This is a genomic window from Blastococcus sp. SYSU D00868 (genome assembly GCF_054050575.1).
Genome location: NZ_JBJGZO010000002.1, coordinates 304,802 through 329,540, shown reverse-complemented (window position 1 = coordinate 329,540; position 24,739 = coordinate 304,802). Strand labels below are relative to the sequence as shown.

The window sequence follows — 24,739 nt, the reverse complement described above, 5'->3', positions numbered from 1 at the left end:
CCGCCCGCCCCCCCCCCCCCCCCCCCCCCCCCCCCCCCCCCCCCCCCCCCCCCCCCCCCCCCCCCCCCCCCCCCCGCCCCGCCCCGGCGGCGCCCCGGGCCTGGAGCCGGACATGGAGCCCCGGCTCGACGAGTTCCTGCTGGCCCGCATCGCCGAGGACAAGCGCGTCGCGACGCAGGCCGCGGCCGGGTGGCCGGCCGGCGGCCCGGGCGAGGGCCTGCCCGCGGCGGCGCGGGAGCACGTGGCCCGGCACGACCCGGAGGCGGTGCTGGCCGACTGCGCCGCCCGCTGGCGGCTGGTGCTGGCCTGCCGCGAGCTGCGGCCGGAGCTCGCGTTCGTCGGGGCGCGGCAGCGCGGCCTGGCCGACTTCCCGGTGCCCCCGGCCGACTCCCACCAGCTCGCCGCCCTCGCCCTCGCGCTGCTGGCCCTGCCCTACGCCGACCACCCCGACTACCGCCGGGAGTGGCGCCCCTGACGGCCGGACGCGGCGGGTCAGCCGCCCGGTAGCCGCACGACGTCGGCCAGGACCCCGCCGGCGTCGTCGAGCCGGCCCGGCGCCGGGCTGTCGTACACCACCAGCAGCCGGGACCCGTCGTCGCCGAGCAGCCCGATGCCCTCCGCGTGGTCGTCGCCCTCGCCGTGGGGCAGCGCCACCTCGCGGGTCAGCAGCTCGCCGCGGACGACCTGCGGCGCCTGCGCCGCCAACGCGCCGTGCCAGCGGTACACGCGCACGGGCCCGTCCAGGTCCATCGTCGGCCCGGCCAGCACCAGCAGGTCCTCGCCGTGCGGGCACAGGTCCCGCACGCCCAGCCCGTCCAGCCGCAGCACGTGCGTGCGGTAGCCGCGGTCGTCGTCGTCGAACGGGCGCAGCCGCAGCCGGGCGGGGTCGTGCGGGTCGACCTCGGGCCGCAGCTCCAGCACCACCGCCCAGCCGCGCAGCACCGGCCCGCGCAGCCCCAGGTACACCCGGTCGCCGGAGACGGCGACGCCCTCGACGTCCAGCCCGTTGTCCTTGCCGGGGATCGCCAGGAACGGGGCCAGGTGCTCGTCGTCGGCGAGCACCTCGCGCAGGTCGGGCGCGAGGACGGCGGCGAGGTGCCGCTCGCCGTCGACGGTCAGCTCCCGGACCGGGGTGGGCAGGCCGTCGGCCTCGGCCACCGGGATCCGCGCGAGCAGCTGCCGGTTGGCCTGGCCGGTCACCCGCGCCAGCCGGCGCAGCGCCTTCTCGCCGTCGTGCCTGCTCTTGACCCGCCGCCGGCGCAGGCTGTGCGACCCCACCGCCCACAGGAACCGGCCCGAGCGGGCGAGCCCCTCGACGTCGGCCTCCTCCGCGGCGTCCTCGCCCGGCAGGGTCACCAGGTCGGCGAGGCGGACCGTGGTCTGCCGCCCGTACTCCCGCGGCCGGGCGGGGTCGTCGGCGACCAGCCGCTCGATGGTCGCCGTCTCGTCCCCGGCGACCCACAGCACCGGGCCGTCGCTGCGGACGGCGGAGAGGTTCGTGTGCGTGCGCGCCTCGCGGGACGCCGCGGAGAACGTCAGCCGGACCGTCCGCTCGACGGTCACAGCCAGCCGCGCCGGGCGCCGAGCTGCCGCACCGCGGCGTCCAGCCGCCCGGCGACCGCCCGGACGTCGGTGTCGGTGTGGGCCAGCCGCATCCTGCCCGCGGCGTCGCTGCCCTCGGTGAGCAGCCCGCCGCGCCGGTCGACCTCCAGCACGACCTCGACGCCCGACGGGTCGGCCAGGAAGGTCACCTCCAGCTCGTTGACCCGGCCGCGCAGGTCGCGGGGCGGCGCGAACTCGACCTCCTGGTAGAAGGGCAGCTCGCTGCCCCGGATGCGGCCCTTCTCCACGTCGGCGCCGCGGAACGCGAAGCCGAGGGCGTCCAGCGCCTGCAGCACGGTCCGCTGCACCGGCAGCGGCAGCACGGTCACCGGGTCGAGGTCGCCGGCGTCGACGGCGCCGGGGATGTCCACGCGGGTCCGCAGGCCGACCCGCATGCCGCGCAGGTGCCAGCCGTCCAGGCTGGTGATCGGGCACTGCCACGGGACGGCGAAGGAGAACCGGCCGCTGCGCTGCTCGCCGGGGGCGATGGTCGAGGCGCCGGCGACCACCGTGGTGCCGAAGACGGCGTTCTCGTGCCAGGAGCTGTCGCCGCTCTCCACCTCGACGGTGGCCTCCAGGGCGACCCGGATCTCGGCGATCTCCTGCGGCACGGCGCCGCCGGTGACGTGCACGGTGCCGGTCACCGTGCCGCCCGGAGTCGTCTCCGGGGAGTCCAGCACCGTCTCGACGCTCGCGCCGCCGGCGCCGAAGCGCGCCAGCACGTTCCGGAAGGCCACCGGTCCGTTCCTCTCAGCCGTGGGGTGGGGTCGGGGAGCAGCCTGTCAGGCCGGCCGGCGGCGGGGGAGCGCCAGCGCCGCGGCCAGGCCGGCGCCGACCACGCCGGTGCTGACCGCGAACGCCACCTGGTAGGAGGCGACGTCGGTCAGCCAGCCGGCGACCAGCGGCCCGGCGACGGCGCCGAGGTCGGCCGCCATCTGGAAGACGGCGACCACCCGCCCGCCGCGCGCCGGGCTGACGTCGCCCACCAGCGCCGCCGGCACGCTGGCCAGCAGCGACGCCGCCAGGCCGTAGGCGGCCATGGACAGCAGGAACACCCGGTCGCCGGGGGCAGCACCAGCAGCGCCAGGGCCGCGGTGCCCAGCGCCCCGCCGAGCACCAGGGACGGGCGGCGTCCCCACGTGTCGGCCAGCCGGCCCGACCGCAGCAGCCCCAGCGCCTGCGCCGCCGACCCGGCCAGCAGGCCGGCGCCGGCCCAGGCGGCGCCGCGGCCGAGCTCCTCGGTCACGTACAGCGGCACCAGCGAGTTGCGGACGCCGAACAGCACCCAGCCGACCCCGAGGTTGGCCACCAGGGCCGCGACGTAGGCCCGCGACCGCAGCGCCGCGGCCAGCGGCACCGGGCCCTCGTCGAGGTCCGGCCCGGGGTCGCCCGCCCCGCGGCCCGCCGGTGCCCGCAGCAGGACCAGCGCCACCGCCCCGGCCACCAGCAGCGTCGCGGCGTACAGCAGGAACGGCAGCCGCGGCGACAGCTCGGTGAGCAGCCCGCCGGCGGCCGGGCCGGCGATGCCGCCGAGGATGAAGCCGCCCTGCCAGGTCGCGGCGGCGCGGCCGCGGTGCGTCGGCGGGGACACCCGCAGCAGCAGCGCCAGCGCGGCGACGGTGAACATCGCGCTGCCGACCCCGCCCGTCGCGCGCAGCGCCAGGAAGACCGGGAACGAGCCGGCCAGCCCGGCCAGCCCGGTGGTGACGGCGACGACGACCAGCCCGGCGGCCAGCACGGTCCGCTCGCCGAACCGCTCGACCAGGGCGCCGCCGCCGAAGGCCGAGACGAACCGGAAGAACGCGAACGCGCTCACCGCCAGGCCCACCGCGGTGGTGCCGACCCCGTAGTCGCGGGCGAACAGCGGGATCGCCGGCGCGACGACGCCGAACCCCAGCGCCACCACGAAGGCGACGACCGCCAGCACCCGCACCTCGCGCGGCAGCCCGCCCGCCCCGTCGCGTCGCACGAGCGCCGATGCTCGCACGCCCGCCCCGGGACTACCGTCGCCGGCGTGGCAGGCGAGGAGCAGGACCCGGGCCGGGCGGTCCGGCCGCTGGAGGAGTCGATCCGCACCGACCTCGGCGGCGCGCTGGACTACGCCGGCTACCTGGACCTGGACCGGCTGCTGAGCGCCCAGCACCCGCGCAGCAGCCCCGAGCACCACGACGAGCTGCTGTTCATCGTCCAGCACCAGACCAGCGAGCTGTGGTTCAAGCTCGTGCTGCACGAGCTGCGGGCGGCGTGCGGCTACCTGGCCGCCGACGACCTCGGCCCGGCGCTGAAGTCCCTGGCCCGCGTGAAGAACGTGCAGCGGACCCTCACCGAGCAGTGGTCGGTGCTGGCCACCCTGACCCCGCGCGAGTACCTGCAGTTCCGCGGCGCGCTCGGCGGCGCGTCGGGCTTCCAGTCGGCGCAGTACCGGGCCGTGGAGTTCGTCCTCGGCAACAAGGACGCCGCCGTCCTGGCGCTGTTCGCGCACGACCCGGCCGCCGCGGACCTGCTCGGCGGGCTGCTCGCGGCGCCCAGCCTCTACGACGAGTTCCTCCGGCTGCTGGCCCGCCTCAAGTTCGCCGTCCCCGCCGCGGTCCTGGACCGCGACGTGCGCGCCCCCTGGACCTTCCAGCCGGACCTGGTCCCGGTGTTCCGCCGGGTCTACGAGTCCGACGACACGCCGTGGGGGGTCTACGAGGCCTGCGAGAGCCTGGTCGACGTCGAGGACGCCTTCCAGTTCTGGCGGTTCCGGCACCTGCGCACGGTGCAGCGCACCATCGGCTTCCGCGGCGGCACCGGCGGCTCCTCCGGCGTCGGGTTCCTGCGGCGGGCGCTGGACCTGACGTTCTTCCCGGAGCTGTACGCCGTCCGCACCGAGATCGGCACCTAGCGGCGGGGTGTCCGGCCGGGGACGACGGGGAACTCCCCGAGGCGTGGCCGACCGGCCGCGACCCCGGGGCAGGAGGCACCGATGAGCGAACCCGACAGCACCCCGCAGACCGACGGCAGCGACGAGGACGGCTCGCACGCCAGCGTCGGCGGCGACGTCTCCTCGGCCGGCGGTGGCCGCACCGAGGGCGAGACCTCGGTCGACGAGGCGATGGGGCAGGAGCCGCCCGCGGCGGGATGAGGTCGCCACCGTCGCGGCGGCAGGTCCTGGCGGCGGCCGGGGCGCTCGGCCTGGCCGGCGTCGCCGCGGCCTGCGAGGCCCGCCCGCCGACCGGGGCCACCCGGGACGCCCGGCTGCGGGCCCGGCCCGGCGCCGGTCCGCCGCCGGGCGCGCCGCCGCCTCCCGGGCCCGGCACGCACGCCCTCGGCCTGGAGCCGGAGCGGGACGCGCTGCTGCAGGTGCCGCCGGCGCCGCGGGGCCCCCTCGTCGTGACCCTGCACGGCGCCGGCGGCGACGCGGGCGGCGGCCTGGCGTTGCTGCGCGGCCTCGCCGACGAGCGGGGACTGCTGCTCCTGGCGCCGTCGTCCCGGGGGACGACGTGGGACGCGGTCGCCAGCGCCCCCGGCCCCGACGTCGAGCGGATCGACCGGGCGCTGGCCGCCGTGTTCGCCGCCTTCCCGGTGGACGCCGGCCGGATCGCCGTCGCCGGCTTCTCCGACGGCGCCTCCTACGCCCTCGGCCTCGGCCTGGCCAACGGGGACCTGTTCGGCCGGGTGCTGGCCTTCTCCCCGGGCTTCGTGCCGGCCATGCGGGCGCGGGGGCGGCCGGCGGTGTTCGTCGCGCACGGCACCGCCGACGACGTCCTGCCGATCGACCGGACCAGCCGCGAGCTCGTCCCGCGGCTCGAGGACGACGGGTACGACGTCACCTACCGCGAGTTCGACGGGCCGCACGTCGTGCCCCCGGACGTGGCCCGGGAGGCGGTCGACCGGCTCGGCTGGACCTGAGGCCCCCGGTGGCGTCGAGGTCCCCGGTGGCGTCGAGGTCCCCGGTGGCGTTGACTCGCTCGTCGGGTGCGCGCCGACCGCGGGGCGCCGAGCGGACCCGGAGGTCGGCGTGCACGTCGGGATCGACAGCTTCGTGGCGGCGGTGACCGACCCGGCCAGCGGGCGGCGCATCGGCCCGGAGGAGCGGCTGGCCGACCTGCTGGAGGAGATCGAGACCGCCGACCGGGTGGGCCTGCACTCCTTCGGCATCGGCGAGCACCACCGGCCGGAGTACTACGACTCGGCGCCGCCGGTGATCCTGGCCGCCGCCGCGGCGCGCACCTCGCGGATCCGGCTGAACAGCGCGGTCGCCGTCCTGTCCGCCGCCGACCCGGTTCGGGTGTTCCAGCAGTTCGCCACCCTCGACCTCATCTCCCGGGGGCGGATGGACCTGGTGGTCGGCCGCGGCTCGTTCACCGAGGCCTTCCCGCTGTTCGGGCTGTCGCTCGCCGACTACGACGAGCTGTTCGAGGAGAAGCTGGACCTGCTGCTGCGGATCCGCGAGTCCGAGCACGTCACCTGGTCCGGGCGGCACCGGGCGCCGCTCACCGGCCAGGGCGTCTACCCCCGGCCGCTGCAGGACCCGCTGCCGGTCTGGGTCGGCGTCGGCGGGACGCCGGAGTCCTTCGCCCGCGCCGGGCTGCTGGGCCTGCCGCTCATGGTGGCGATCATCGGCGGGGAGCCGCGCCGGTTCGCCCCGCTGGTCGACCTCTACCGCCGGGCCGGCGAGCACGCCGGGCACCCGCCGGAGCGGCTGCGGGTCGGGCTGCACGTGTTCGGCTTCGTCGCCGGGAGCACCCGGGCGGCGGCCGACACGATCTACCCGGGCTGGCACGAGATGTTCAGCGCGGTCTCCGCGGAGCGCGGCTTCCCGCCGCCCAGCCGGGCCCAGTTCGACACCAGCGGCCCGGACGGCGCCTTCTTCATGGGCGACCCGGAGACCGTGGCGACCAAGCTGCGGCGGGTCTCGGAGCAGCTCGGCGGGGTGGAGCGGGTGTCGATCCAGATGACCAACCCGCGGCTGGCCCACGCCGACCTGCTGCGCGGCATCGAGCTGCTCGGCACCGAGGTCGCGCCCCGCGTCGCCGACGTCTGAGCTCAGCGACGACGGGGGAACAGCGGGCGCAGGGTCGGGGGCGGACGGAACGGCGTCCACCCGGCCTCCGGCGTCGCCAGCCGGTCGGCCAGCAGCCAGAGGACGGCCGGGTTGACTGCGAGCCCGAGATGGCTGCCGCGGACCTCGACGTTCTCCCGCCGGGGGCGGGCCTCGTACCGGCAGGCCGACCAGTGCACGACGCCGTCGGCCCGGGTGTAGACCGACGTCGCCGGCACCCGCAGGGAGCCGCGCTCGGCCCAGGGGCGCGGCAGCGGAGCGGCCGCCCGGCGGCGCCGGTCGGCCATCCCGGACGCCGCCCGCACCCAGGGCGCCCAGCGGACGACGGGACTGCCCAGCGTGACGATGCCGCGGACGCTGCCCGGAGCGGCCCGGGCCAGCTCCTGCGCGTACAGGCCGCCGAGGCTCCACCCGACCAGGCTCACCCGCCGGCCCGACTCCCGGTGCAGCCGATCCACGTGGGCGCGCAGATCCCGGACGACGCGTCCGGTGGGACCCCGGTTGGCGCCGAGGCTCCACCCGGACACGTCGTGGCCGAGCACGCGCAGGCAGGTGCGCAGCAGGAGCGTGGCCGGATCGCCCGCCAGCAGTCCGGGCAGCACGAGCACCGGGTGCCCGTCGCCGCGCGGAGCGGCGGCGAGCACCGGCCAGGACGCGGCGAGGGCGGCCAGGTCGACGCCCGCCCGGGACGGCTCGGTGAGGAGCGCGGCCCGCGAGGGCCTGCGGGGAGCGGGCACCGGGACAGCTTGCCCGGCCCGCCGCTCAGGGGCGGTAGGTCGTCTGGCCGTGGGCGCCGCCGAAGGCGATCACCTTCGCCGGGGGGACCCGGTACACCCAGGCGCCTCCCTCCGTCGCGCCCCCGGAGTCGCTGCGCTCGACGAACTCCTCGCCGCGGACCTCGAAGCGCCAGTCGTCCCCGTACTTGCCCGACCAGGCCGCGGCCAGCGCGCGCAGGTCGTCGGCGTCGGTCACGCGCACGGCGGTGCCCTCCACGACCACGTCCACCCCGGTGTCCCAGCCGTCGGCCCCGGTGTTGCCGGTGGTCACGGCGACCTGGGAGTTGCCGTCGAGGTTGCGCTGCTTCTGCTCCGCCGGCCCCGTGCAGAACGCGAAGGTGCCGCGGTGCCAGACGCCCACGAGGGGGACGGCGTGCGGCCGGCCGTCGGCCCGGACGGTGATGATCCAGTACAGCTGCGCGTCGGTGAGCAGGCGCTCGATCGACGACCACGGCGGCGGGGTGGCCGTCGGATCGCCGTAGCGCGGGTCGATCGTCCCGGTGGTCATGCGGGTCCGACCGGCCGGGCCGCCGCGACTCATCGGCTGCCCGGACGACGGCGGCGGGCGGGCCCTCCCGGAGGAGGACCCGCCCGCCGCCGTGCGCGCGGTCAGGTGGCGCGCTGGTCCCGCTGTCCGAGGAACTCGTCGGCCCTGTCGCCGGCCTTGTCGGTCTGCGCGTCGTACTTCCCGCCGGTCCGGTCGTCGGCGAACTGCTCCCCGCGCTCGAGCGCCTGGTCGCTGACCTTCTCGCCCTTCTCGCTGTCCAGGGCCTTCTTCGCCTTGTCGCCGAGTCCACCGAGGTCCATGCCGGGTCTCCTCCCGATCGGGTGCGTTCCCCCCGCTGCGGGGCCGGTACCCGCCGGCCGGGCGGCCACACCGGGTCAGGCGGGCCAGCCGCCGTAGGGCACGGTGAGGATCTCCAGGACGTGCCCGTCGGGGTCGTGCCAGTAGACGCCGCGGCCGCCGTCGGCGGTGTTGACCGCCCCCGGGGAGCGCTGGAACGGGTCGGCCCAGAACGGCAGCCCGCGCTCGCGGATGCGGCCGAGGATCGCGTCGAACTCCTCCTCGCCGACGAGGAACGCGTAGTGCCGCGGGGTGACGGTCTCCTCCGCCATGAAGTCGAGGGAGACCCCGTTGTCGAGCGCCACCACCGCGAACGGCCCGTACGCGGTCGGCGCCGGCCGGCCGAGGACCTCGGCGAGGAAGGCGGCCGAGCGCCACCGGTCCCGCGCCGCGACGATCGTGTGGTCCAGCCGGACGGGCATGCCGCTGCTCCTCCCGCGCGCCGACGGTGGACGACGAGCACAGCACATCCGCGGGCGGGCCGGCAGCCCCGCGGCGCCGGTCAGGGCGCCGGCCGTGGCGCCGGGCTCATCGCCGGGTCGCGCCGAGCGCCCGTCCGTCGGGCAGGGTGCGGCCGGCCAGCAGCGCCACGAGCCGGCCGCGGTCGGCGCGGACGACGTCGCCGTCCCCCCACGCCCAGCCGGAGTCGTCGGCCTCCAGGCGGACGCCGGCCAGGTCCACGCCGAACCACGCGCCATCGGAGGCGGCCAGCTGGTCGAGGACGGCGGTCAGGGCGTCCGCGGGCGCCACCGCCGGGCGGTCGAGCGCGACAGTGACGTCGAGGGAGTGGATGACGGCGTGGCTGAGCGCGCCGGCGGCGCCCCCGCCCGGCGGCTGCCAGGCGTGCAGCCGCGGCGAGCGCAGCGCGTCCAGGTGGTCGGCCGCTGGCCGGGCGGCGTCGCGCGCGGCGACCGCGTCGGAGAGGACGCCGAAGTCCCCGCCGGCCGCGGCCAGCTCGGCGCCGAACGTCTCCGGGGTCAGCCGCACGGGCATCGACACGTGCGCGACCACGTGCCGGACCCGCCAGCCCGCGCACAGGGAGGGCGCGTCCCAGGTGTCGGCCGGCGCGGCGGCGAGCAGGTCGGCCAGGCCGGCGTAGGTCGGGGCCACCCAGGTCTGCGGGTCGGTCGTCGTCGTCACGGTCGCTCCTCTGCGACGAGGCGGGTCAGGTGCTCCTCGAGCCGGTCGAGGGAGCTGAGGAAGCCGGCGCGGGCCTGCGGCGCGCGCATCGGCTCGGGCACGTGCCGCTGGTGGATCACGACCTCGGTGCCGGCGGCGCCGAGGTCGGTGAGCGTGCTCGTGGTGTGCACGCCGCTGGCCGGCTCCCGCCAGGCCAGCCGCTCGGGCGGCACGACCTCGGTGAAGGTGGCGACCATCCGGTGGCTGCCGGCGTCGCCGACCATCAGGGTCTCGAACCGGCCGCCCACGCGGAGCTCGACCACGATGCCGTCCAGCGGTGTGGTCGTCCCGCGCGGACCCCAGAACCGCGCCAGCTCGGCGGGCTCGGTCAGGCACCGCCAGACCAGCTCCCGCGGCGCGCGGAACACCCGCCGGGTGACCAGCTCGTCGTCGCTCACGGCTGCTCCTCCTGCAGGCGGGCCAGGTGCGCCCCGAGCCGGTCCATCCGCTCGTCCCAGGTGCGCCGGCTCTCCGCCAGCCACGACACCGCGGTGTCCAGCACCTCGGGCTCCAGCCGGACGGGGCGGGTCTGCCGGTGCCGGCCCCGGCTGACCAGGCCGCACCGCTCGAGGACGCCGATGTGCTGGGACACGGCCTGCAGGCTCATGTCGAACGGGTCGGCGAGCTCCTTGACCGTCGCCTCGCCCTCGCTCAGCCGGGCGACGATGCCGCGCCGGGTCCGGTCGGCGAGTGCGGCGAACACCGCGTCGAGCCGCTCGTCGTCCAGGGTCACCGCCATGCCATTAGTCAAGCAGACGCTTGAACAAGCGTCAACTTGAGCAACGACTCAGCCGCCGGCGAGCAGCGCGCGGACGGCGTCGATCGGGTCGGCCTCGGCGGCGGTCTTGTCCGGCCGGTAGCGGACCACCCGGGCGAACCGCAGCGCCACGCCGCCCGGGTAGCGGGTGCTGCGCTGCGCGCCGTCGACGGCGACCTCGACGACGAGCTCGGGCCGCAGCCGCACGCCCCAGTCGGGCCGCTCCACCGCGTACTCCGGGAAGGTCGCCGTCTGCCAGGCGAGCAGCTCGTCGGTCATCCCCTTGAACGTCTTGCCGACCATCACCGGCTCGCCGCCGTCGGGGTCGCGGGCCGCGAGGTGGATGTTGGACAGGGAGCCGGTGCGCCGGCCGTAGCCCCACTCCGCGCCGGTCACGACCAGGTCCAGGGTGTGCACCGGCTTGACCTTCTGCCACGCCCGCCCGCGCCGGCCGGCCGCGTACGGCGCGTCCAGCGCCTTGACGACGACCCCCTCGTGCCCGGCGGCCAGCGCCGCGGCCAGCACGTCGGCGGCCTGCTCGGGCGTGGGGGAGCGGACCCCGGGCATCCGCAGCGGCGCGTGCTCCTCGGCCGCCAGCAGCCCGGCCAGCGCGTCGAGCCGGACGGCCAGCGGCTCGTCGAGCAGGTCCCGCCCGTCCAGGTGCAGCACGTCGAAGAGGAACGGGGAGAGGACGACGGAGGCATCCGGCCCACCCACCCCGGGGGCGTCGCTGCCGAAGCGGCTCATCGTGTCCTGGAAGGCGCGCGGCCGGCCGTCGTCGTCCAGGGCGAGGGTCTCCCCGTCGAGCACGGCGGTGCGGCAGGGCAGCGCCCGGACCCGCTCGACCAGCTCCGGCACGCCACCGGTGACCTCGCGCAGCGTGCGGGTCCACACCCGGACGTCGTCGCCGTCGCGGTGCACCTGGATCCGCGCGCCGTCGAGCTTGTACTCGACCGTCACCGCGGCGCCCAGGTCGGCCAGCGCCGCCTCCAGCGAGGAGCCGGGGCTGGCCAGCATCGGCCGCACCGGCCGGCCCACCCGCAGCGTCTCGGCCTCGAGCGCGGCCAGCCCCCCGGCCAGCGCCGTCGCGGCGGTGGCCGGCACGCTGCCGGCGAGCATCGCGGCCCGGCGGACCGCGGCGGCCGGCACCTCCCCGGCGGCGGCGACCGCGTCCAGCAGCACCCCCTCCAGCGCCCCCTGCCGCAGCTCGCCGGTCAGCAGCCGGAGCAGGAACCGCTGCTCGTCGGCGGTGGCCGCGCCGAGCAGCCCGGCGAGGACGGCGTCGCGGCGGGCGACCGACCCGGCGCCGGAGGTGCCGGCCAGCTCGGTCAGGGCGGCGTCGACCGCGCCGACGGTCAGCCCCGGCTCCGCGGCGGGCGGGTGCGCGGTGCGGGTGAGGGTCCGCCAGCCCAGGCCCAGCCGGCCCTGCCGGGGCTCGCCGGCCAGCCAGGCGGCGACCTGCTCGACCTCGTCGGGCCCGGCCGCGCGCAGCAGCCGGGCGAGCGCCGCGGTCTTCGCGGTGCGGGAGCGGGTGGCCGCGACCTCGGCGGACCCGGCGACGACCTCGGCGAACAGCACGCCGGTCAGCGTGGCACGGCGCGCTGCGGCAGCCGGACCCGCAGCACGGTCTCCGCCGGCCGGACGTCGATCTCGATCGTCCCGGCGTGCCGCTCGACGATCCGCCGGGAGATGTCCAGGCCCAGCCCCGTGCCCTCGCCCACGCCCTTGGTGGTGAAGAACGGGTCGAAGGCCCGCTTCTGCGTCTCCGGGGTCATCCCGCCGCCGGTGTCGCCGATCTCGACGCAGACCCCGGTGCCGTCCGCGCGGGTCGACACCCGCAGCGTGCCGGACCCGGCCATCGCGTCGAGCGCGTTGGCGATCAGGTTGGTCCACACCTGGTTGAGCTCGCCCGCGACCGCCTCGATCCGCGGCACGTCCGGCCCGTGGTCCCGGACGACGGCCACCTCGGGCGGGATGCGGCCGGCGAGCATCGCCAGGGTGCTCTCCAGCCCCTCGGCGACGTCGGTCTCGTGCATCGCCGCCCGGTCGAGCTGGGAGTAGGAGCGGACCGCCGCCACGAGGCCCGAGATCCGGCCGGTGGCCTCCTTCAGCTCGGTGAGCAGGGCGGTGGCCGTCAGCGCGCCGGCCACCCACTCCAAGCCGGGCCCCAGCGCCGCGCCCGGCAGGGCGGCGGCGGCCCGCTCGAGCCAGGCGGCGTCGACGCCGGCGCCGGCCAGCGCCGGCGCGATCAGCCAGTCGCGGTCGACGCCGTGGTCGGCCAGCCAGTCGGCGAGCTCCTCCTCCCGGTCGGCGAGGGCCAGCCCGCCGAGCGGGGGCGCCGGCTCGATCGCGCGGCGCAGCCCGTCCAGGGCGGCGAACTGCCCGGCGGTGAGGGCCGCCGCCGTCAGGCGGCCGGAGGAGGCCAGCACCGTGTCGCAGGCGCCGGCCAGCTCGTCCACGGCGCGCGCCGCGGCGGCGGCCGGGTTGTTGATCTCGTGCGCCAGCCCCGCCGCCAGGGTCCCGAGCGCCACCAGCGACTCCCGCTGCCGGGCGACGAGCTCGAACGTGCGGGCGGTGCGGACGAAGCCGTCGATGAGGTGCACGCCGAGGGGGAACCGGGCGCCGGCCCACTCCCGCAGCGCGGGCGCGGGCACCCGCAGCACCCGGCCGGCGGTGGCGGCGCGCCCGGTCGCCACGTACACGCCGTGCTCGTCCCAGGCGCGGAAGCCGCCGGCCCAGCGGCCGGGCACGTCCATCGCGCCGAGCAGCAGCTCCTCTCGCCCCACGTGGCGCACCAGGTCGATGCGGCCGTCGACCAGCACCAGCCAGGAGTCGGCCGGGTGCCCCTCGGCGAAGAGCACCTCGCCGGGGGCGAAGCGCACCTCCTCGCCGACCGCGAGCAGCTCCCGCAGCTCGTCGTCGGTCGTGCCGTCGAAGAGGCCCAGCGCGCGCAGGTCGCCGACGTCCATCGGGGCAACCTAGGGCCGCGGCCGCTCCTCGGGATAGGGCGGCGTGCTGTCGGCGACGACGGCGCCGCGCTCGCCGAGCGGCCGCTCCGGGCCCACCGTCGAGTCGCGGTGGGTCTCCCGCTCGGCCTCGCCGTTGACGGCCGCGCCCACGATGACGAGGAACACGGTCAGCCACAGCCAGAACATGCTGATCGCCACGCCGGCCAGCGAGCCGTAGGTCGACTCGTAGTTGCCCAGGGTCTGCACGTAGGCGAACAGCGCGCCGGAGGAGCCCAGCCACAGCAGGGTCGCCACGGCCGCCCCCGGGCTGATCCACCGCCAGCGCGCCTGCCGCCGGTCGGGGACGAACCGGTAGAGCAGGGCCAGCACGCCGGCCATCAGCGCGGCCAGCGCCGGCCAGGCCAGCATCCCCGCCACCGTGTGCACCACCCCGGGCGCGCCGTCCAGCGCCCGCGACGCCAGGCCGCCGGCGGCGATCACGCCGCCGATGGTGAGCGCGCCGCCCAGCACCAGGACCAGCCCCATGCCGCTGCGGCGCAGGTACCCGCGGCTGTCCGTCTCGTGGTAGGCCAGCGTCAGCGCGTCGACCAGGTAGGTGGCCGCCACCGTCGCCGTCCACAGCGCGACGGCCAGGCCGCTGATCCCGCGCCAGGTGAGCACCTCGCCGGAGGCGGCCGTGATCGTGGTCAGCTGCTCCTCGACGATCGGCTCCAGTTGGTCGGGCAGCGAGTCGGCGAGGTCGGACAGCTGCGCGAGCGCCTGCTCCGGGGTGTTCAGCGCCCCGTACACCGACAGCGCCGCCACCAGCATCGGCGCGATCGACAGCAGCGCGAAGAACGAGATGCCCGCGCTGAGCACCTGCAGCCGGTCGCCGAACACGTGCCGGGTGGTGCGGCGCAGCACCCGCCGCCAGCCGGCGACGCCGAGCCGGTGCGGCGAGGTCGCGTCGGCGCCCCGGCGGGGCGCGGCGCCGGAGGACTCCCGGATGGCCCCTCGGGCGGGATCCGCCATGCGGGCAGGATCCTCCTCCGCGGTCCGATCCGCCGAGGCGGCGCGCTCAGGCCGCGGCGAGCCGCTGCACCAGCGCGCAGGCCCCGCCGAGGTCCAGCAGCGCCCCCTCGGCCAGCGCGGCGGCGTACTCCGCGGGGTCCAGCGCGGCCTCGGTCGCGGTGACGTACCGCTGGCCGTCCATCGGGTCCATCCGCAGCGGGTCGTAGCCCACCAGCCGCGCCGACGTGTGCACGGCACCGAGCAGCACGGCGGCGTCCCGGGCGCGGCCGCCGGCGGTGGCCGCGCCGACGGCGGTCAGCAGCCCGGCGAGGGTGCCGGTGGCGTCGCCCTCGCGGTGGGTCAGGTCGACCATCTGCCACAGCGACGCCAGCGCCTCGGCGGCCCGGCCGATGTCGGTGAGCACCTTGGCGCGGATCCACAGCACGGAGGAGTGCGCCCACGAGTGGCCGAGGTCGACGGCCAGCTGCGCCGCCCGGGCCAGGTGCTCCAGCGCACCCTCGGGGTCCCCGGCGACGCGGGCGAACTGGCCCAGGGTCATCGCGATCTCCGCCTGCACCCACTCGATGCCCGAGGCCCGGGCCAGCTCCACGCCGCGGGCGATGTCGCGGTCGGTGCCGCCGTCGGGGTCGGCGTGCCCGATCAGGGCGCCGACGAAGGCCCGCAGCACCAGCGCCAGCGCCAGCACGCCGTCGGTCTCGTCGCCGGCCGCGGAGACGATCTCGTTGGTCCGGGCCCAGATCGAGGCGACGTCCCCGGAGAGGTAGGCCAGCAGCGCGTCGCCCAGCAGCGCCCCGCTGCGGACGATCGGCGGCGCGTCGGGGGTGGCGTCCAGCGCGGCGGCCAGCCAGCGGCGGCCCTCCTGGACGTGCCCGCGCCGGTACCACCACCAGGCCACGGCGGACCCGATGCGCAGCGCGACCTCGCCCTGCCCGGTGGCCAGGGCGTGGGCCAGCGCGGCCCGCAGGCCGGGCTGCTCGGCGTCCAGCCGCCGCGCGCTCGCCGTCCACTCGGGACGGCGCAGGGTCGGCTCGAGCTCCTCGGTCAGGGCGAGCACGAACCGGGCGTGCCGGTCGCGGAAGCGGCCGTCCTCCTCGGCCGAGAGGCCCTGCTCGGCGTACTGCCGGAGGGTCTCCAGCATCCGGTAGCGGCCGGACTCGTGGTCCAGCTCCACCAGCGACTTGGCCACCAGCACCCGCAGCAGCGGCAGGGTCGCGCCGTCCACCTCGGGCGCGGCCACGGCCGCGACGGCGTCGGGGGAGAAGCTGCCGGGCAGCACCGACGCCGCGCGGAAGACGGCCAGCTCGGCCGGGTCGAGCAGGTCGACGCTCCACTGCACGGTGGCCGCCAGCGTCCGCTGGTGCGGCGCCGCGGTGCGCCAGCCGCCGGACAGCAGCGCGAACCGGTCGTCGACGCGGGCGGCGACCTCGGCCAGCGGCAGCGTCGTCAGGCACGCGGCGGCCAGCTCCACGGCCAGCGGCAGCCCGTCCAGCGCCGCGCACAGCTCGCACACCTGCCGCAGCTCCTCGGCCGAGGGGGCGGCCAGGTGCGGCACGGCCAGCCGGGCCCGGTCCAGGAACAGCTGCTCGGCGTCGCTGCCGGGCACGCCGGCCGGCATCGGCCCGCAGGGCAGCACCGCCTCGCCGGGCACGCCGAGCGGCTCGCGGGAGGTGGCGAGCACCTGCAGGTCGGCGCAGCGGGGGAGCAGCGCGGCGCACAGCGCCGCGGCGGCCTCGACCACGTGCTCGCAGTTGTCCAGCACGAGCAGCAGCGGCCGGCCCTGCACGGCGGTGGCGACCGCGCCCACCGGGTCGCCGGCGGTCAGGCTGACGCCCAGCACCGTCGCGACCTCGGCGGCGACCAGCTCCGGGTCCTCCACCCCGGCGAGCTCGACCAGCGCGGCCGGCGGGGCGCCCGCGGGACGCCGGCGGGCCGCCTCCAGCGCCAGCCGGGTCTTGCCGCTGCCGCCGGGCCCGACGAGGGTGACCAGCCGCTGCCCGGCCAGCGCGGAGGCCAGCACGCCCAGCTCCTCGGCGCGGCCGACGAACGCGGTCAGCGGCACCGGCAGCGGGGCGAGCGGCAGCCCGGCGGGGGCGGCCGGCGCGGCCGGCGGGGCCGGGGCCGGCTCGGCGGCGGGGGCGGGCGCGGCGGCCCGGGGCGGTGCGGCCAGGTCGGCGTCCTGGCGGAGGATGCGCGCGTACAGGTCCTGCAGCGGCCGGCCGGGGTCCACGCCGAGCTCGTCGGCGAGCAGGGCGCGGCCCTCGGCGTAGGCCTCCAGCGCCTCCGCCTGCCGGCCGCAGCGGTACAGCGCGAGCATCAGCGAGGCGCGGAGCCCCTCCCGCAGCGGCTTGGCCCGGACCAGCTCGCGCAGGTCGTCGACGATCTCGGCGTGCCGGCCGGCCCGCAGGTCCAGCTCGGCGGCCAGCTCGCGGGCGTCCAGGCGCAGCTGCTCCAGCCGCTCGGACTCCTCGACGGCGAAGGCGGCGGAGACGTCGGCGTAGGCGGGGCCGCGCCACAGCGCCAGCCCCTCGGCGACCGCGGCCCGCGCGCCCTCGACGTCGTCCCGGCCGGCCAGCTCCCGCGCGGCGCGCAGCAGCCGGACGAACCGGACGGCGTCGACGTCGTCGGGGTCGGCGGCGAGCACGTAGCCGGGGTCGCGGGTGAGCAGCAGCGTCCAGCCGCCCGGGGCGGTGCCCGGCTCCAGCTCGCGGCGCAGCCGGGAGATCAGCGCCTGCAGGGTCCCCGACGCCGACGCCGGTGGCTGGCCGCTCCACACCCGGTCGGCGAGCACGTCGACGGGCACCGTGCGGCCGACGTCGACCAGCAGCGCGGCGAGGACGGCGCGGTGGCGGGCGGTCTGGCCGGGGAGGAGCCGGTCGTCGCGCCGGATCTCGACGGGACCCAGGACCCGGAAGGAGGTGCCGCTCATCGCCGCGCAGCCTAGGGGCGCGAGGTGACGAAACGGCATCGGCGGGCGGTGTGCCGCCCGGTCCGGTGACGACGGGCCCGCCACCTGCCGCGCAAGCGCGGGACAAGGACGAGCCAAGCGGGGCGGCCGACGCTCCTGCCATGCCCCACCCGCACCGCCCTGGAGAGCCCGTGACCGCCCTCGCCGCCCCCGTCCTGCCGCCCGACCTCGCCGCCCGGCTGCGCGGCCGGCTCTCCGCCGCGGCGGCCGTCGTCGACGGCTCCGTGGTCCGGGTGGCCACCGCCGACGACGTCGTCGCGGTCCTGCGGCTGGCGGGCCGGCACGGGGTCGCCGTCCGGGAGGGGACGGCGCCCGTGGCGCGGGCCCTGGTGGTGGACACCACCGCCCTCGCCGGGACGACGCTGTCGGCCTCCGGCTGGGCGCGGGTCGGCGCGGGGGCGCGCTGGTCGGAGGTGCTCGACGCGGCCGCCGGCCAGGGGCTGGTCGCGGTCACCGGCGCCTCGGCCGGCGAGCGGGTCGCCGACTCCGTCACCGGGGCCGGCGCCGGCCCCGTCGCCCGCACCTACGGGCTGGCCTCGGACCGGGTCCGCGCGGTCGAGCTCGTCACCGGCGACGGCGTGCTGCGCCGGGCCACGCCCACCGAGGACGCCGAGCTGTTCTGGGGCGTCCGCGGCGGCGGGCCCGGCCTCGGCGTGCTCACCGCCGTCGAGCTGGACCTGCTCGCCGCGGCGCCGCTGGGCACCGCGCTGCTGAGCTGGCCGGGCAGCGAGGCGGCCCGGGTGCTGCGCGTGTGGCGGGAGTGGGCGCCGGCGCTGCCCGCGCACGCCGGCTGCTCGCTGGTCCTGGCCCGGCCGCCGGCGGGCCCCACGGGCGTGACCGTCGCGGTGACCTGGACCGGGGAGCCCGAGGACGGCGCCGACGTGCTCGCCCCGCTGCTGCGCGGCGTGCCCCCGCAGGCCCAGGCGGTGGGGACGCGGCCGCTGGGCGACCTGCGCCCGGAGCCGGTGGGCCCGCCGGCGGGCCGGGAGTCCTCGCTGCTGCTGGACCGGCTGCCCACCGGCGCCGTCGACGCGCTGCTGCGCGCGCTGGGCCGGGGGCTGCCCCGCTGGGTGGAGCTGCGGCTGCTCGGCGGCGCCGTCGGCTGGGCGCCCGCGGTGCCCAGCGCCGCCGGCCCCCGGGACGCCGCGCTGGCGGTGCGGCTGATCGGCGGCGCGGCCGCGGAGGAGCGGGCCGCCACCCGGGCCTGCGCCGACGAGCTCGCCGCCGAGCTGGGGACGGCGACCGGCGGCCGCGCGCCGGCGCACGGCTGGGCGGCCACCCCCGACGTGCTGGCCCGCGACCACGCCCCGGCGGCGCGGGCGCGGCTGGGCGCGCTGGCCGCGGCCACCGACCCGCACCGGATCCTGGCCGGCGCCGCTCACCTCTGAAGGGCGCCCGGGTCCAGCGAGGGCGGGAAGGCGGAGGCCAGCTCGACCCGCGAGCGCAGCCCCCGCTTGCGGTAGACGGCCGACAGGTGGTGCTCGACCGTCTTCGGGCTCAGGAACAGCGTCGCGGCGATCTCGCGGTTGGACAGCCCCCGGGCGGCCAGCACGGCGATCCCGGTCTCCTGGGCGGTCAGCGGCTCCCCGGCCGGGGACCCCGCCGCCGGGGGCTGCCGCGGGCGGGCGGTCCGCCCGGTGGCCCGCAGCTCGGTCGCCGCCCGGGCGACCCACGCCTGCAGGTCCATCGCGGCGAACTCGTCGGCGGCCGCGGTCAGCTGCTCGCGGGCGGCGCGCCGCCGTCCCGCCCGGCGCAGCCGGCCGCCGTGCAGCAGCCGCGTGTGCGCGGTCTCGAACCGGTCCGGCGCGAGGGCGTGGGCGGCGAGCGCGTCCGCGAAGGCCGCCGCGGCCTCGTCGTCGTCCGCGCAGGTCAGCCCGCGACAGCGCGCGACGAGCGCCGGGGTCGACGGCAGCACGGCCCCGGACCCGGCGGCGTATCGCCCGGCCAGCGCGGCCGCCTCGGCGCCGCGGCCCAGGCCCGCGTAGGCCTCCACCAGGAGCGGGGCCACCCCCAGCGGCTCGCCGAGCGACCCGACCCCGCCGTCGGCGGCCAGGCGGGCCTCGAGCAGCCGGGCGGTCTCCGCGAGGTCGCCGCGGCACAGCGCGACCGACGCGGCGGTGATCGCCAGGTGCGCGGCCACGGCCGACGTCCCGGCCCGGTCGGCCAGCGCCCGCGCCCGGTCCACCTGCCGGGCCGCCTCGTCGTGCGCGCCGCGGGCGGCGAGCTCCCACGCCAGCCGCAGCACCGCGGGGACGGCGTCGGCCACGTGCCCCAGCTCCTCGGCCAGCTCCGCCGCCTCGCCGGCGTCGGCGAAGGCGCCGGCGTGGTCGCCGAGGAACGCGGCGCGCCCGTTCGCGGTCAGGGCGAGCGCGGTGACCAGCACGCCGAGGACGCCCCGCTCCCGGGCCCGGCGGAGCCGGCGCTCGATGCCCGGCACGGCCGCGAGCGCGTCGTCCTCCAGCCAGCCGAAAGCGAGCAGCAGCAGCGGCAGGATGCCGGGCTCGTCGCGCAGGGCGGGCTCGGCGTCCCACGTCGCGAGGGCGCGGCGGAGCGCGGCGCGGCCGGTCGCCGGGTCGCCCCCGGACAGCTCGGCGACACCGGCGACCCAGGCGGCCAGGGCGCGCTGCGCCGGGTCGGCGTCGTCGGCCGCGGCCGCGATCGCCGCGGCGGCCGTGCGCAGGCCGGCGACGTCACCCAGCCGGTGCTCGGTGACCGCCAGCTCGGTCAGGGCACGGACGCGCACCGGCCCGGCGGCCAGGTCGCCGGCCTCCCGCAGCAGGTCGCGGGCCGCCGGGACGGACCCCGCGTACTGCTCGACCAGCCCGCGGACCAGCAGGGCCTGCGCCCGGGCAGCCGGCGGGGCCGCGCCGCGCAGCACCCGGTCCGCCAGCGCGCGCGCCCGCGGGACGTCGCCGGCGGCCACGGCCTCGGCCGCCGCCTCCGCCAGCCGGGCGGCGGCGACCGGCGCCGCGGACGTCAGCGCCGCGGCGCGCTCGAGGGCCGCCGACGCCGCCGCCGGTCCGCGCTGCGCCCGGGCCGAGGCGGCCTCGGCCACCAGGGCGTCGGCCAGGCCGTCGTCCGGACCGTCGACGGCGTGCGCCAGGTGCCAGGTGCGCAGGCCCGGCCCGCCGGCGGTCCCGGCGAGGGCGCGCTGCGCCGCGCGGCGCTGCGCGGGGGTCGCCCGGCGCTCCACCTCGGTCCTGACCAGCGGGTGACCGAAGGCCAGCAGGTCCCCGCGCCGGTCGAGCAGCCGGGCCTCCTCGGCCTCGTCGAGGCAGGCGCCGGGGTCCTCGCCCGCCGCGGCGAGGGCTGCGGCGACGGGCCCGGCCCGGCCGTCGGTGCTGGCGGCGAGCAGGAGGAGCGCCGAGCGCGCGCCCGCGGAGAGCGCGCCGACCGCCGGCGTGAAGACCCGCGCCAGGCGGGGACCGACCGGCAGCGGCGCCGGCAGCGGCTCGGTGCCGCGCCGCTGCCCGCGGGTCAGCCGCGCGGCGACCTCGCGCAGCGCCAGCGGGTTCCCACCCAGCTGCGCGGCCAGGCGGCGGGCGACCGGGCCGGCCACCTCCGGCGCCAGCAGGTCGGCGGCCTCCGCGGGGGTCAGCCCGGTCAGCGGCAGCGACTCGACCCCGCCGGGCGGGGCCGCGCCCGAGCGCTGCGCCAGCAGGACGGCGACCCGGTCGGAGTGCATGCGCCGCGCCGCGAACAACAGGGCCGCGGCCGAGCCGGCGTCGACCCACTGCAGGTCGTCGACCACGACCAGGACCGGGGCCGCCTCGGCCGCGGCGGCCAGCACCGAGAGGGTCCCGGCGGCGAGGAGGTACCGGTCCACCGGCCCGCCCGGCGGACCCCACCCCAGCGCCGAGCGCAGCGCCTGCGCCTGCGTGGGCGGGACCTCGTCGAGGTGCCGGCGCAGCGGCCCCAGGAGCTCCAGCAGGCAGCCGGGCCCCCACGCGGCCTCGGACTCCACCCCGGTGGCCGTCAGGCAGGTGAAGCCGGTGGCCCGGGCCGCGGCGGCGCGCAGCAGCGCCGTCTTGCCGACGCCCGCCTCGCCCTCCACCAGGAGCACGCCCGACCGGCCGGCGCGGGCCCCCGCCAGCACCTCGCCGATGCGCTCGAGCGCCCGCCCGCGACCGATCACGGCATCGCCGTCCCTCGTCGGGTCGAGGGATCTCCCCGACGCGACCGGTGCCCGCCCGAGCCGACGCTCGGTGCGCCGGACGCCCCCGAGGAGGACGCGATGATGATGACACCGGAGGAGTTGCTGGTCCTGGTCGGTCGACGCCTGAGGTGGTTCGGCTGGCCGCTGCCCGTGCCGTTCGACCGGCGGGGACGGCGGTGACGCCGCCGCTGGGCGGGGTCGACCACCTCGGCCTGAGCGTGACCGACCTCGACGTGGGCGAGCGCTTCTCCTACGACGTCCTGGGCTTCGTCCCGCGGGTCGACTTCGGCGACGTCCGCGTCGTGCTGCACCGGCCGACGGGCCTGACGCTGGGGCCGGTGCGCCACGGGGACGGCGGCGGCCGCTTCTCCGAGCGGGTGACCGGGCTGGACCACCTCGGGCCGGCCGTCGGGTCCCGCGCGGAGCTGGTGTCCTGGCAGGCCCGGCTGGAGGCGGCCGGCGTGGAGCACACGCCGGTGCGGGACATGGCGTTCGGCTCGCACCTGAACCTCCGCGACCCGGACGGGATCGCGGGGGAGCAGCTGGCGGCCGCCGGGGAGCCGGTCGCCGTCAGGTGAGCGAGACGCCGTCGACGTAGGCCCAGCGGCCGCCGTCGCGGACGAAGCGGCTGTCCTCGTGCTGGGCGCCGCGCCGCCCGTCGCGGACGTAGGAGGCGCGGAACTCGACGGTGCCCTCGGCGGCGAGCATCGCGCCGCCGGTCGTGCGCAGCACCTCCAGGCCGGTCCAGCGCGTGTCCGGGTCCAGCTCCAGGGACGCCGGGCGGGTGCGCGGGTGCCAGGTGGCGAGCAGGTACGCGGTGTCGCCGACGGCGAAGGCGCTGTAGCGGGAGCGCATGAGCTGCTCGGCGGTCGCCGCGGACGCCGTCCCGTCGTGCAGCCGGCCGCAGCACTCGGCGTAGGGCAGGCCGGTGCCGCAGGGGCAGCGTCGGGGAGCCACCCGCCCAGTCTCCCGGGACCGCCGGCTCGGGCAACGGGGCGGTCCTGCGCGGTGCAGAACCGCACAGGTGCGCCGTCGCGGACCAGGGGATCCCCCGACCCGGGGAACGGGGGTCGGTTCCGGGCGCTCCCGGATGGGCAGGGCTGCCGCCGGCGGACAGGCTCGTGCCATGACCTCGACCGTGCCGCCCACCGCCCCCTCCGCCGACCAGCAGGCCGCCGCCCCCCGCCCGGCCCTGCAGCGCGGCCGCACCGACACGATGCTCGGCGGCGTCTGCCGCGGGCTGGCCGACGCGACCGGCGTCGACGTCGTCCTGTGGCGCGTCGGCTTCCTCGTCCTCGCGCTGACCGGTGCGGGGCTGCTGGCCTACGCGCTGCTGTGGGTGGCGCTGCCCGCGGCGCCGCTGCCCGCCGGCGCCCGCCCCGCGCCGCTGGACCCGTTCGTCGAGCGGCTGCACACGAGCCTGGCCGCCGCGCTGTCGGGCCGGCGCCGCGGCTGAGGCCGCCGCGCGGTCAGGCGGGCGCGGCCAGCCGGCGCACCGTCTGCACGACGTAGACGACCGACAGCACGAAGAACAGCGCGCCGACCGCCGCGCGGACCTGGTCGTCGTCCAGCCCGGACCGGCGGGCGACCGGTGTGGCCACGGCGTCGGCCACCTTCGCCCGCCACCCCTGCAGACCGGCCTTGCCGAACGAGATCGCGTCCATGGGCTGCCCCCTACCCGGCGGCAGCCGGGCCAGTCGGCCCGCCGGGGAGGAGCCGCCGAAGAGGTCCTTGGACCCGCCTCCGGGGCCCGCGAGAGGGCTAGCGTCGGCGCCGCCGCCGACCCGCGCCGACGGCCGGACCCCAGGAGGCGCGCATGACCACGTCCGAGGACCCCCGCCGGCCGACGCCGCCGTTCTCCGCGGCTCCGGACGCGCCCTGGCCGAGCCAGGCACCGCCCCCGCCGCCGCCCCCGCCGCCGGCCCCGGACCTCTCCGCTCCCGGCTACACGGCCCCCGGCTACACGGCCCCCGGCTACACGGCCCCCGGCTACGGGCAGCCGATGCCCGCCGCGCCGCCCGGCCAGTGGCACGCGCGGCCGACCGGGCCGCCGGGGAGGATCCGGCCGACCGGCCTGATGATCCTGCTGTTCTTCGTCACCATCGGGATCTGGGGCTTCATCTACTACTACCTGGTGCACGAGGAGATGAAGCGGCACAGCGGCGAGGGCGTCGGCGGGGTGATCGCGGTGCTGATCGCGATCGTCTTCGGGCTGATCAACCCGTTCCTGCTCAGCCACGAGGTCGGCCAGCTGTACGAGCGCAGCGGCCGCCAGCCGCCGGTCACGGTGCTGACCGCGCTGTGGTTCTTCCCCGGCATGTTCATCATCGTCGGCCCGTTCATCTGGTTCGTCCGGACCAACCGGGCGCTCAACGACTACTGGGCCGCCCAGGGCGTGACCGCCTGAGCGGAGACGGCCGTCACCTCCGGCGGGGTCGGGCGTTGTACGGGGGGACCTGCCCCCGGCTCCACCGGAGTAGCCCGTGCGCCGTCGTCCTGCCCGTCTGCTCGTCCCCGTCCTCGCCGCCCTGGCGGTCCTGCTCGGCCTCACCGCCCCCGCCGCGGCGACCCCGCGGCCGCCGCAGCCGCTGGACTACGTCGCCCTGGGCGACTCCTACAGCGCCGCCTCGGGCGTGCTGCCGCCCGACCCGACCGCGGCGCCACAGTGTCTGCGCTCGACCCGCAACTACCCGCACGTCCTCGCCGAGCAGCTCGGCGCCCGGCTGACCGACGTCACCTGCGGCGGGGCCGACACCGGCGACTTCGCGGCCGAGCAGCACCCGGGGGTGGCGCCGCAGCTGGAGGCGCTGAGCGCGGAGACCGACCTGGTCACCATGACCATCGGCGGCAACGACAGCGGCGTCTTCATCAACTCGATCCTGCAGTGCGGCGCCGCGGGCGTGCTGACCCTCGGCCAGGGCAGCCCGTGCCGCGACCGGTACGGCTCCTCCTTCGAGGACACCGTGCGCACCACGACCTACCCGGCGCTGGTGCAGGCGCTCTCGGCGGTGCGCGAGGCGGCGCCGAACGCCCGTGTGGCGATCCTCGGCTACCCGTGGATCCTCCCGGCCTCGGGCGGCTGCTACCCGGTCATGACCGTCGCGTCCGGCGACGTGCCGTACCTGCGCAGCCTGCAGGCCACGCTCAACGACGCGGTGCGGCGGGCGGCCGCGGAGACCGGGGTCCGGTACGTGGACATGAGCCAGGTCTCGGAGGGCCACGACGCCTGCCAGCCGATCGGCGTCCGCTGGATCGAGCCGGTGCTGGCCGGCAGCAACCCGGTGATCGTGCACCCGAACGCGCTGGGCGAGGCCGCGATGGCCGACCGGGTCCGGCAGGTCCTGCGCCTGCGCTGACCGGCGCGGAGGAGGTCCCTCGGCGTCACGCCGACGGACCTCCTCCGGTACCTCCGCGAAACACCGCGCTGGTTGCCTGG

27 protein-coding genes and 1 pseudogene are annotated in these 24,739 nt (G+C 78.4%); 10 read left to right on the top strand and 18 right to left on the bottom strand.

The annotated features are described in order from the left end of the window. Positions 1–112: 112 nt before the first annotated feature. A complete protein-coding gene (locus tag ACI79F_RS03335) occupies positions 113–475 on the top strand; it encodes a DUF6221 family protein (protein ID WP_456547463.1) in 363 nt (120 codons plus the stop codon). Between the two features lie 17 nt (positions 476–492). On the opposite strand, the gene ACI79F_RS03330 is transcribed toward ACI79F_RS03335, so the two are convergent. The 4 genes and pseudogenes from ACI79F_RS03330 to ACI79F_RS03315 all read right to left on the bottom strand — a co-directional run. Next, entirely contained in the window at positions 493–1,563 is a 1,071-nt protein-coding gene (locus ACI79F_RS03330) for a DUF3616 domain-containing protein (RefSeq protein WP_456547464.1), read from the bottom strand. Then, a complete protein-coding gene (locus ACI79F_RS03325; RefSeq protein WP_456547465.1) occupies positions 1,560–2,339 on the bottom strand; it encodes a sporulation protein in 780 nt (259 codons plus the stop codon). The genes ACI79F_RS03330 and ACI79F_RS03325 overlap by 4 nt, the downstream gene beginning before the upstream one ends. A 45-nt stretch (positions 2,340–2,384) precedes the next feature. Continuing rightward, a complete protein-coding gene (locus tag ACI79F_RS03320) occupies positions 2,385–2,642 on the bottom strand; it encodes an MFS transporter (RefSeq protein ID WP_456547466.1) in 258 nt (85 codons plus the stop codon). Between the two features lie 500 nt (positions 2,643–3,142). Next, a pseudogene (locus tag ACI79F_RS03315) lies at positions 3,143–3,505 on the bottom strand (MFS transporter); the annotation flags it as partial. 111 nt (positions 3,506–3,616) lie between these two features. Between ACI79F_RS03315 and ACI79F_RS03310 the strand changes: the two are divergent. From ACI79F_RS03310 to ACI79F_RS03295, 4 genes are all read left to right on the top strand, one after another. Next, the gene (locus ACI79F_RS03310) at positions 3,617–4,486 is read left to right on the top strand and encodes a tryptophan 2,3-dioxygenase (protein WP_456547467.1); all 870 of its coding nucleotides are present in this window, start codon (positions 3,617–3,619) and stop codon (positions 4,484–4,486) included. A gap of 81 nt (positions 4,487–4,567) precedes the next feature. Next, complete coding sequence (locus tag ACI79F_RS03305; RefSeq protein ID WP_456547468.1) at positions 4,568–4,726, top strand: hypothetical protein; 159 nt, start codon at positions 4,568–4,570, stop codon at positions 4,724–4,726. Continuing rightward, positions 4,723–5,493: an alpha/beta hydrolase gene (locus ACI79F_RS03300; RefSeq protein WP_456547469.1), complete on the top strand. Its 771-nt coding sequence runs from the start codon at positions 4,723–4,725 to the stop codon at positions 5,491–5,493. Before ACI79F_RS03305 ends, ACI79F_RS03300 begins: the two co-directional genes overlap by 4 nt. A 109-nt stretch (positions 5,494–5,602) precedes the next feature. Then, the gene (locus ACI79F_RS03295; RefSeq protein WP_456547470.1) at positions 5,603–6,628 is read left to right on the top strand and encodes an Atu2307/SP_0267 family LLM class monooxygenase; all 1,026 of its coding nucleotides are present in this window, start codon (positions 5,603–5,605) and stop codon (positions 6,626–6,628) included. 2 nt (positions 6,629–6,630) lie between these two features. Here ACI79F_RS03295 and ACI79F_RS03290 read toward each other — a convergent pair whose 3' ends face one another. From ACI79F_RS03290 to ACI79F_RS03240, 11 genes are all read right to left on the bottom strand, one after another. Beyond that, positions 6,631–7,383, bottom strand: coding sequence for an esterase/lipase family protein (locus ACI79F_RS03290; protein WP_456547471.1), 753 nt, complete (start codon positions 7,381–7,383; stop codon positions 6,631–6,633). A gap of 25 nt (positions 7,384–7,408) precedes the next feature. After that, positions 7,409–7,930: a pyridoxamine 5'-phosphate oxidase family protein gene (locus tag ACI79F_RS03285; RefSeq protein WP_456547472.1), complete on the bottom strand. Its 522-nt coding sequence runs from the start codon at positions 7,928–7,930 to the stop codon at positions 7,409–7,411. 101 nt (positions 7,931–8,031) lie between these two features. Further along, positions 8,032–8,229, bottom strand: coding sequence for an antitoxin (locus ACI79F_RS03280; protein WP_456547473.1), 198 nt, complete (start codon positions 8,227–8,229; stop codon positions 8,032–8,034). 75 nt (positions 8,230–8,304) lie between these two features. Continuing rightward, positions 8,305–8,688, bottom strand: coding sequence for a VOC family protein (locus ACI79F_RS03275; protein ID WP_456547474.1), 384 nt, complete (start codon positions 8,686–8,688; stop codon positions 8,305–8,307). Between the two features lie 106 nt (positions 8,689–8,794). After that, positions 8,795–9,406, bottom strand: a complete 612-nt coding sequence (locus ACI79F_RS03270) for a maleylpyruvate isomerase family mycothiol-dependent enzyme (RefSeq protein WP_456547475.1) — start codon at positions 9,404–9,406, stop codon at positions 8,795–8,797. Beyond that, the gene (locus ACI79F_RS03265) at positions 9,403–9,843 is read right to left on the bottom strand and encodes an SRPBCC family protein (protein ID WP_456547476.1); all 441 of its coding nucleotides are present in this window, start codon (positions 9,841–9,843) and stop codon (positions 9,403–9,405) included. The genes ACI79F_RS03270 and ACI79F_RS03265 overlap by 4 nt, the downstream gene beginning before the upstream one ends. Beyond that, positions 9,840–10,184 carry an ArsR/SmtB family transcription factor gene (locus ACI79F_RS03260; protein WP_456547477.1) on the bottom strand — a complete coding sequence of 115 codons (345 nt, stop codon included), beginning with the start codon at positions 10,182–10,184 and terminating at the stop codon, positions 9,840–9,842. Before ACI79F_RS03260 ends, ACI79F_RS03265 begins: the two co-directional genes overlap by 4 nt. Positions 10,185–10,232: 48 nt before the next feature. After that, complete coding sequence (locus tag ACI79F_RS03255) at positions 10,233–11,780, bottom strand: ATP-dependent DNA ligase (protein WP_456547478.1); 1,548 nt, start codon at positions 11,778–11,780, stop codon at positions 10,233–10,235. Positions 11,781–11,785: 5 nt separating this feature from the next. Beyond that, positions 11,786–13,171, bottom strand: coding sequence for a sensor histidine kinase (locus tag ACI79F_RS03250; protein ID WP_456547479.1), 1,386 nt, complete (start codon positions 13,169–13,171; stop codon positions 11,786–11,788). A gap of 9 nt (positions 13,172–13,180) precedes the next feature. Continuing rightward, the gene (locus tag ACI79F_RS03245; RefSeq protein ID WP_456547480.1) at positions 13,181–14,182 is read right to left on the bottom strand and encodes a YihY/virulence factor BrkB family protein; all 1,002 of its coding nucleotides are present in this window, start codon (positions 14,180–14,182) and stop codon (positions 13,181–13,183) included. A 46-nt stretch (positions 14,183–14,228) separates the two neighbouring features. Further along, the gene (locus ACI79F_RS03240; protein ID WP_456547481.1) at positions 14,229–17,108 is read right to left on the bottom strand and encodes a BTAD domain-containing putative transcriptional regulator; all 2,880 of its coding nucleotides are present in this window, start codon (positions 17,106–17,108) and stop codon (positions 14,229–14,231) included. Positions 17,109–17,278: 170 nt separating this feature from the next. Between ACI79F_RS03240 and ACI79F_RS03235 the strand changes: the two genes are divergently transcribed. Continuing rightward, positions 17,279–18,535, top strand: a complete 1,257-nt coding sequence (locus tag ACI79F_RS03235) for an FAD-binding oxidoreductase (RefSeq protein WP_456547482.1) — start codon at positions 17,279–17,281, stop codon at positions 18,533–18,535. On the opposite strand, the gene ACI79F_RS03230 is transcribed toward ACI79F_RS03235, so the two are convergent. Then, positions 18,526–21,282 (bottom strand): AAA family ATPase, encoded by a 2,757-nt coding sequence (locus tag ACI79F_RS03230; protein WP_456578872.1) that lies wholly within the window; start codon positions 21,280–21,282, stop codon positions 18,526–18,528. The two genes, ACI79F_RS03235 and ACI79F_RS03230, sit on opposite strands and share 10 nt — an antisense overlap. Before the next feature lie 197 nt (positions 21,283–21,479). Between ACI79F_RS03230 and ACI79F_RS03225 the strand changes: the two genes are divergently transcribed. After that, positions 21,480–21,881 carry a VOC family protein gene (locus tag ACI79F_RS03225; RefSeq protein ID WP_456547484.1) on the top strand — a complete coding sequence of 134 codons (402 nt, stop codon included), beginning with the start codon at positions 21,480–21,482 and terminating at the stop codon, positions 21,879–21,881. Here the strand turns inward: ACI79F_RS03225 and ACI79F_RS03220 are convergent. Continuing rightward, a complete protein-coding gene (locus ACI79F_RS03220) occupies positions 21,874–22,260 on the bottom strand; it encodes a YchJ family protein (RefSeq protein ID WP_456547485.1) in 387 nt (128 codons plus the stop codon). The two genes, ACI79F_RS03225 and ACI79F_RS03220, sit on opposite strands and share 8 nt — an antisense overlap. Positions 22,261–22,429: 169 nt before the next feature. Between ACI79F_RS03220 and ACI79F_RS03215 the strand changes: the two genes are divergently transcribed. After that, entirely contained in the window at positions 22,430–22,759 is a 330-nt protein-coding gene (locus ACI79F_RS03215; RefSeq protein WP_456547486.1) for a PspC domain-containing protein, read from the top strand. A 13-nt stretch (positions 22,760–22,772) separates the two neighbouring features. Here the strand turns inward: ACI79F_RS03215 and ACI79F_RS03210 are convergent, their stop codons facing one another. After that, positions 22,773–22,967 carry a hypothetical protein gene (locus ACI79F_RS03210; RefSeq protein WP_456547487.1) on the bottom strand — a complete coding sequence of 65 codons (195 nt, stop codon included), beginning with the start codon at positions 22,965–22,967 and terminating at the stop codon, positions 22,773–22,775. Between the two features lie 152 nt (positions 22,968–23,119). On the opposite strand from ACI79F_RS03210, the gene ACI79F_RS03205 reads away from it, so the two are divergent. Together ACI79F_RS03205 and ACI79F_RS03200 are read left to right on the top strand one after the other, a co-directional pair. After that, the gene (locus ACI79F_RS03205; RefSeq protein WP_456547488.1) at positions 23,120–23,710 is read left to right on the top strand and encodes a DUF4234 domain-containing protein; all 591 of its coding nucleotides are present in this window, start codon (positions 23,120–23,122) and stop codon (positions 23,708–23,710) included. Positions 23,711–23,786: 76 nt separating this feature from the next. Further along, entirely contained in the window at positions 23,787–24,659 is an 873-nt protein-coding gene (locus tag ACI79F_RS03200; protein WP_456547489.1) for an SGNH/GDSL hydrolase family protein, read from the top strand. The last annotated feature ends 80 nt before the right edge of the window (positions 24,660–24,739 follow it).

Excerpts from the sequence above, each read along its gene's own strand:
- ACI79F_RS03335 (WP_456547463.1), top strand. The coding sequence starts at position 113 with ATGGAGCCCCGGCTCGACGAGTTCCTGCTGGCCCGCATCGCCGAGGAC.
- ACI79F_RS03320 (WP_456547466.1), bottom strand. The coding sequence starts at position 2,642 with ATGGCCGCCTACGGCCTGGCGGCGTCGCTGCTGGCCAGCGTGCCGGCG.
- ACI79F_RS03305 (WP_456547468.1), top strand. The coding sequence starts at position 4,568 with ATGAGCGAACCCGACAGCACCCCGCAGACCGACGGCAGCGACGAGGAC.
- ACI79F_RS03300 (WP_456547469.1), top strand. The coding sequence starts at position 4,723 with ATGAGGTCGCCACCGTCGCGGCGGCAGGTCCTGGCGGCGGCCGGGGCG.
- ACI79F_RS03285 (WP_456547472.1), bottom strand. The coding sequence starts at position 7,930 with ATGACCACCGGGACGATCGACCCGCGCTACGGCGATCCGACGGCCACC.
- ACI79F_RS03280 (WP_456547473.1), bottom strand. The coding sequence starts at position 8,229 with ATGGACCTCGGTGGACTCGGCGACAAGGCGAAGAAGGCCCTGGACAGC.
- ACI79F_RS03275 (WP_456547474.1), bottom strand. The coding sequence starts at position 8,688 with ATGCCCGTCCGGCTGGACCACACGATCGTCGCGGCGCGGGACCGGTGG.
- ACI79F_RS03260 (WP_456547477.1), bottom strand. The coding sequence starts at position 10,184 with ATGGCGGTGACCCTGGACGACGAGCGGCTCGACGCGGTGTTCGCCGCA.
- ACI79F_RS03250 (WP_456547479.1), bottom strand. The coding sequence starts at position 13,171 with ATGGACGTCGGCGACCTGCGCGCGCTGGGCCTCTTCGACGGCACGACC.
- ACI79F_RS03245 (WP_456547480.1), bottom strand. The coding sequence starts at position 14,182 with ATGGCGGATCCCGCCCGAGGGGCCATCCGGGAGTCCTCCGGCGCCGCG.
- ACI79F_RS03240 (WP_456547481.1), bottom strand. The coding sequence starts at position 17,108 with ATGAGCGGCACCTCCTTCCGGGTCCTGGGTCCCGTCGAGATCCGGCGC.
- ACI79F_RS03215 (WP_456547486.1), top strand. The coding sequence starts at position 22,430 with ATGACCTCGACCGTGCCGCCCACCGCCCCCTCCGCCGACCAGCAGGCC.
- ACI79F_RS03210 (WP_456547487.1), bottom strand. The coding sequence starts at position 22,967 with ATGGACGCGATCTCGTTCGGCAAGGCCGGTCTGCAGGGGTGGCGGGCG.
- ACI79F_RS03205 (WP_456547488.1), top strand. The coding sequence starts at position 23,120 with ATGACCACGTCCGAGGACCCCCGCCGGCCGACGCCGCCGTTCTCCGCG.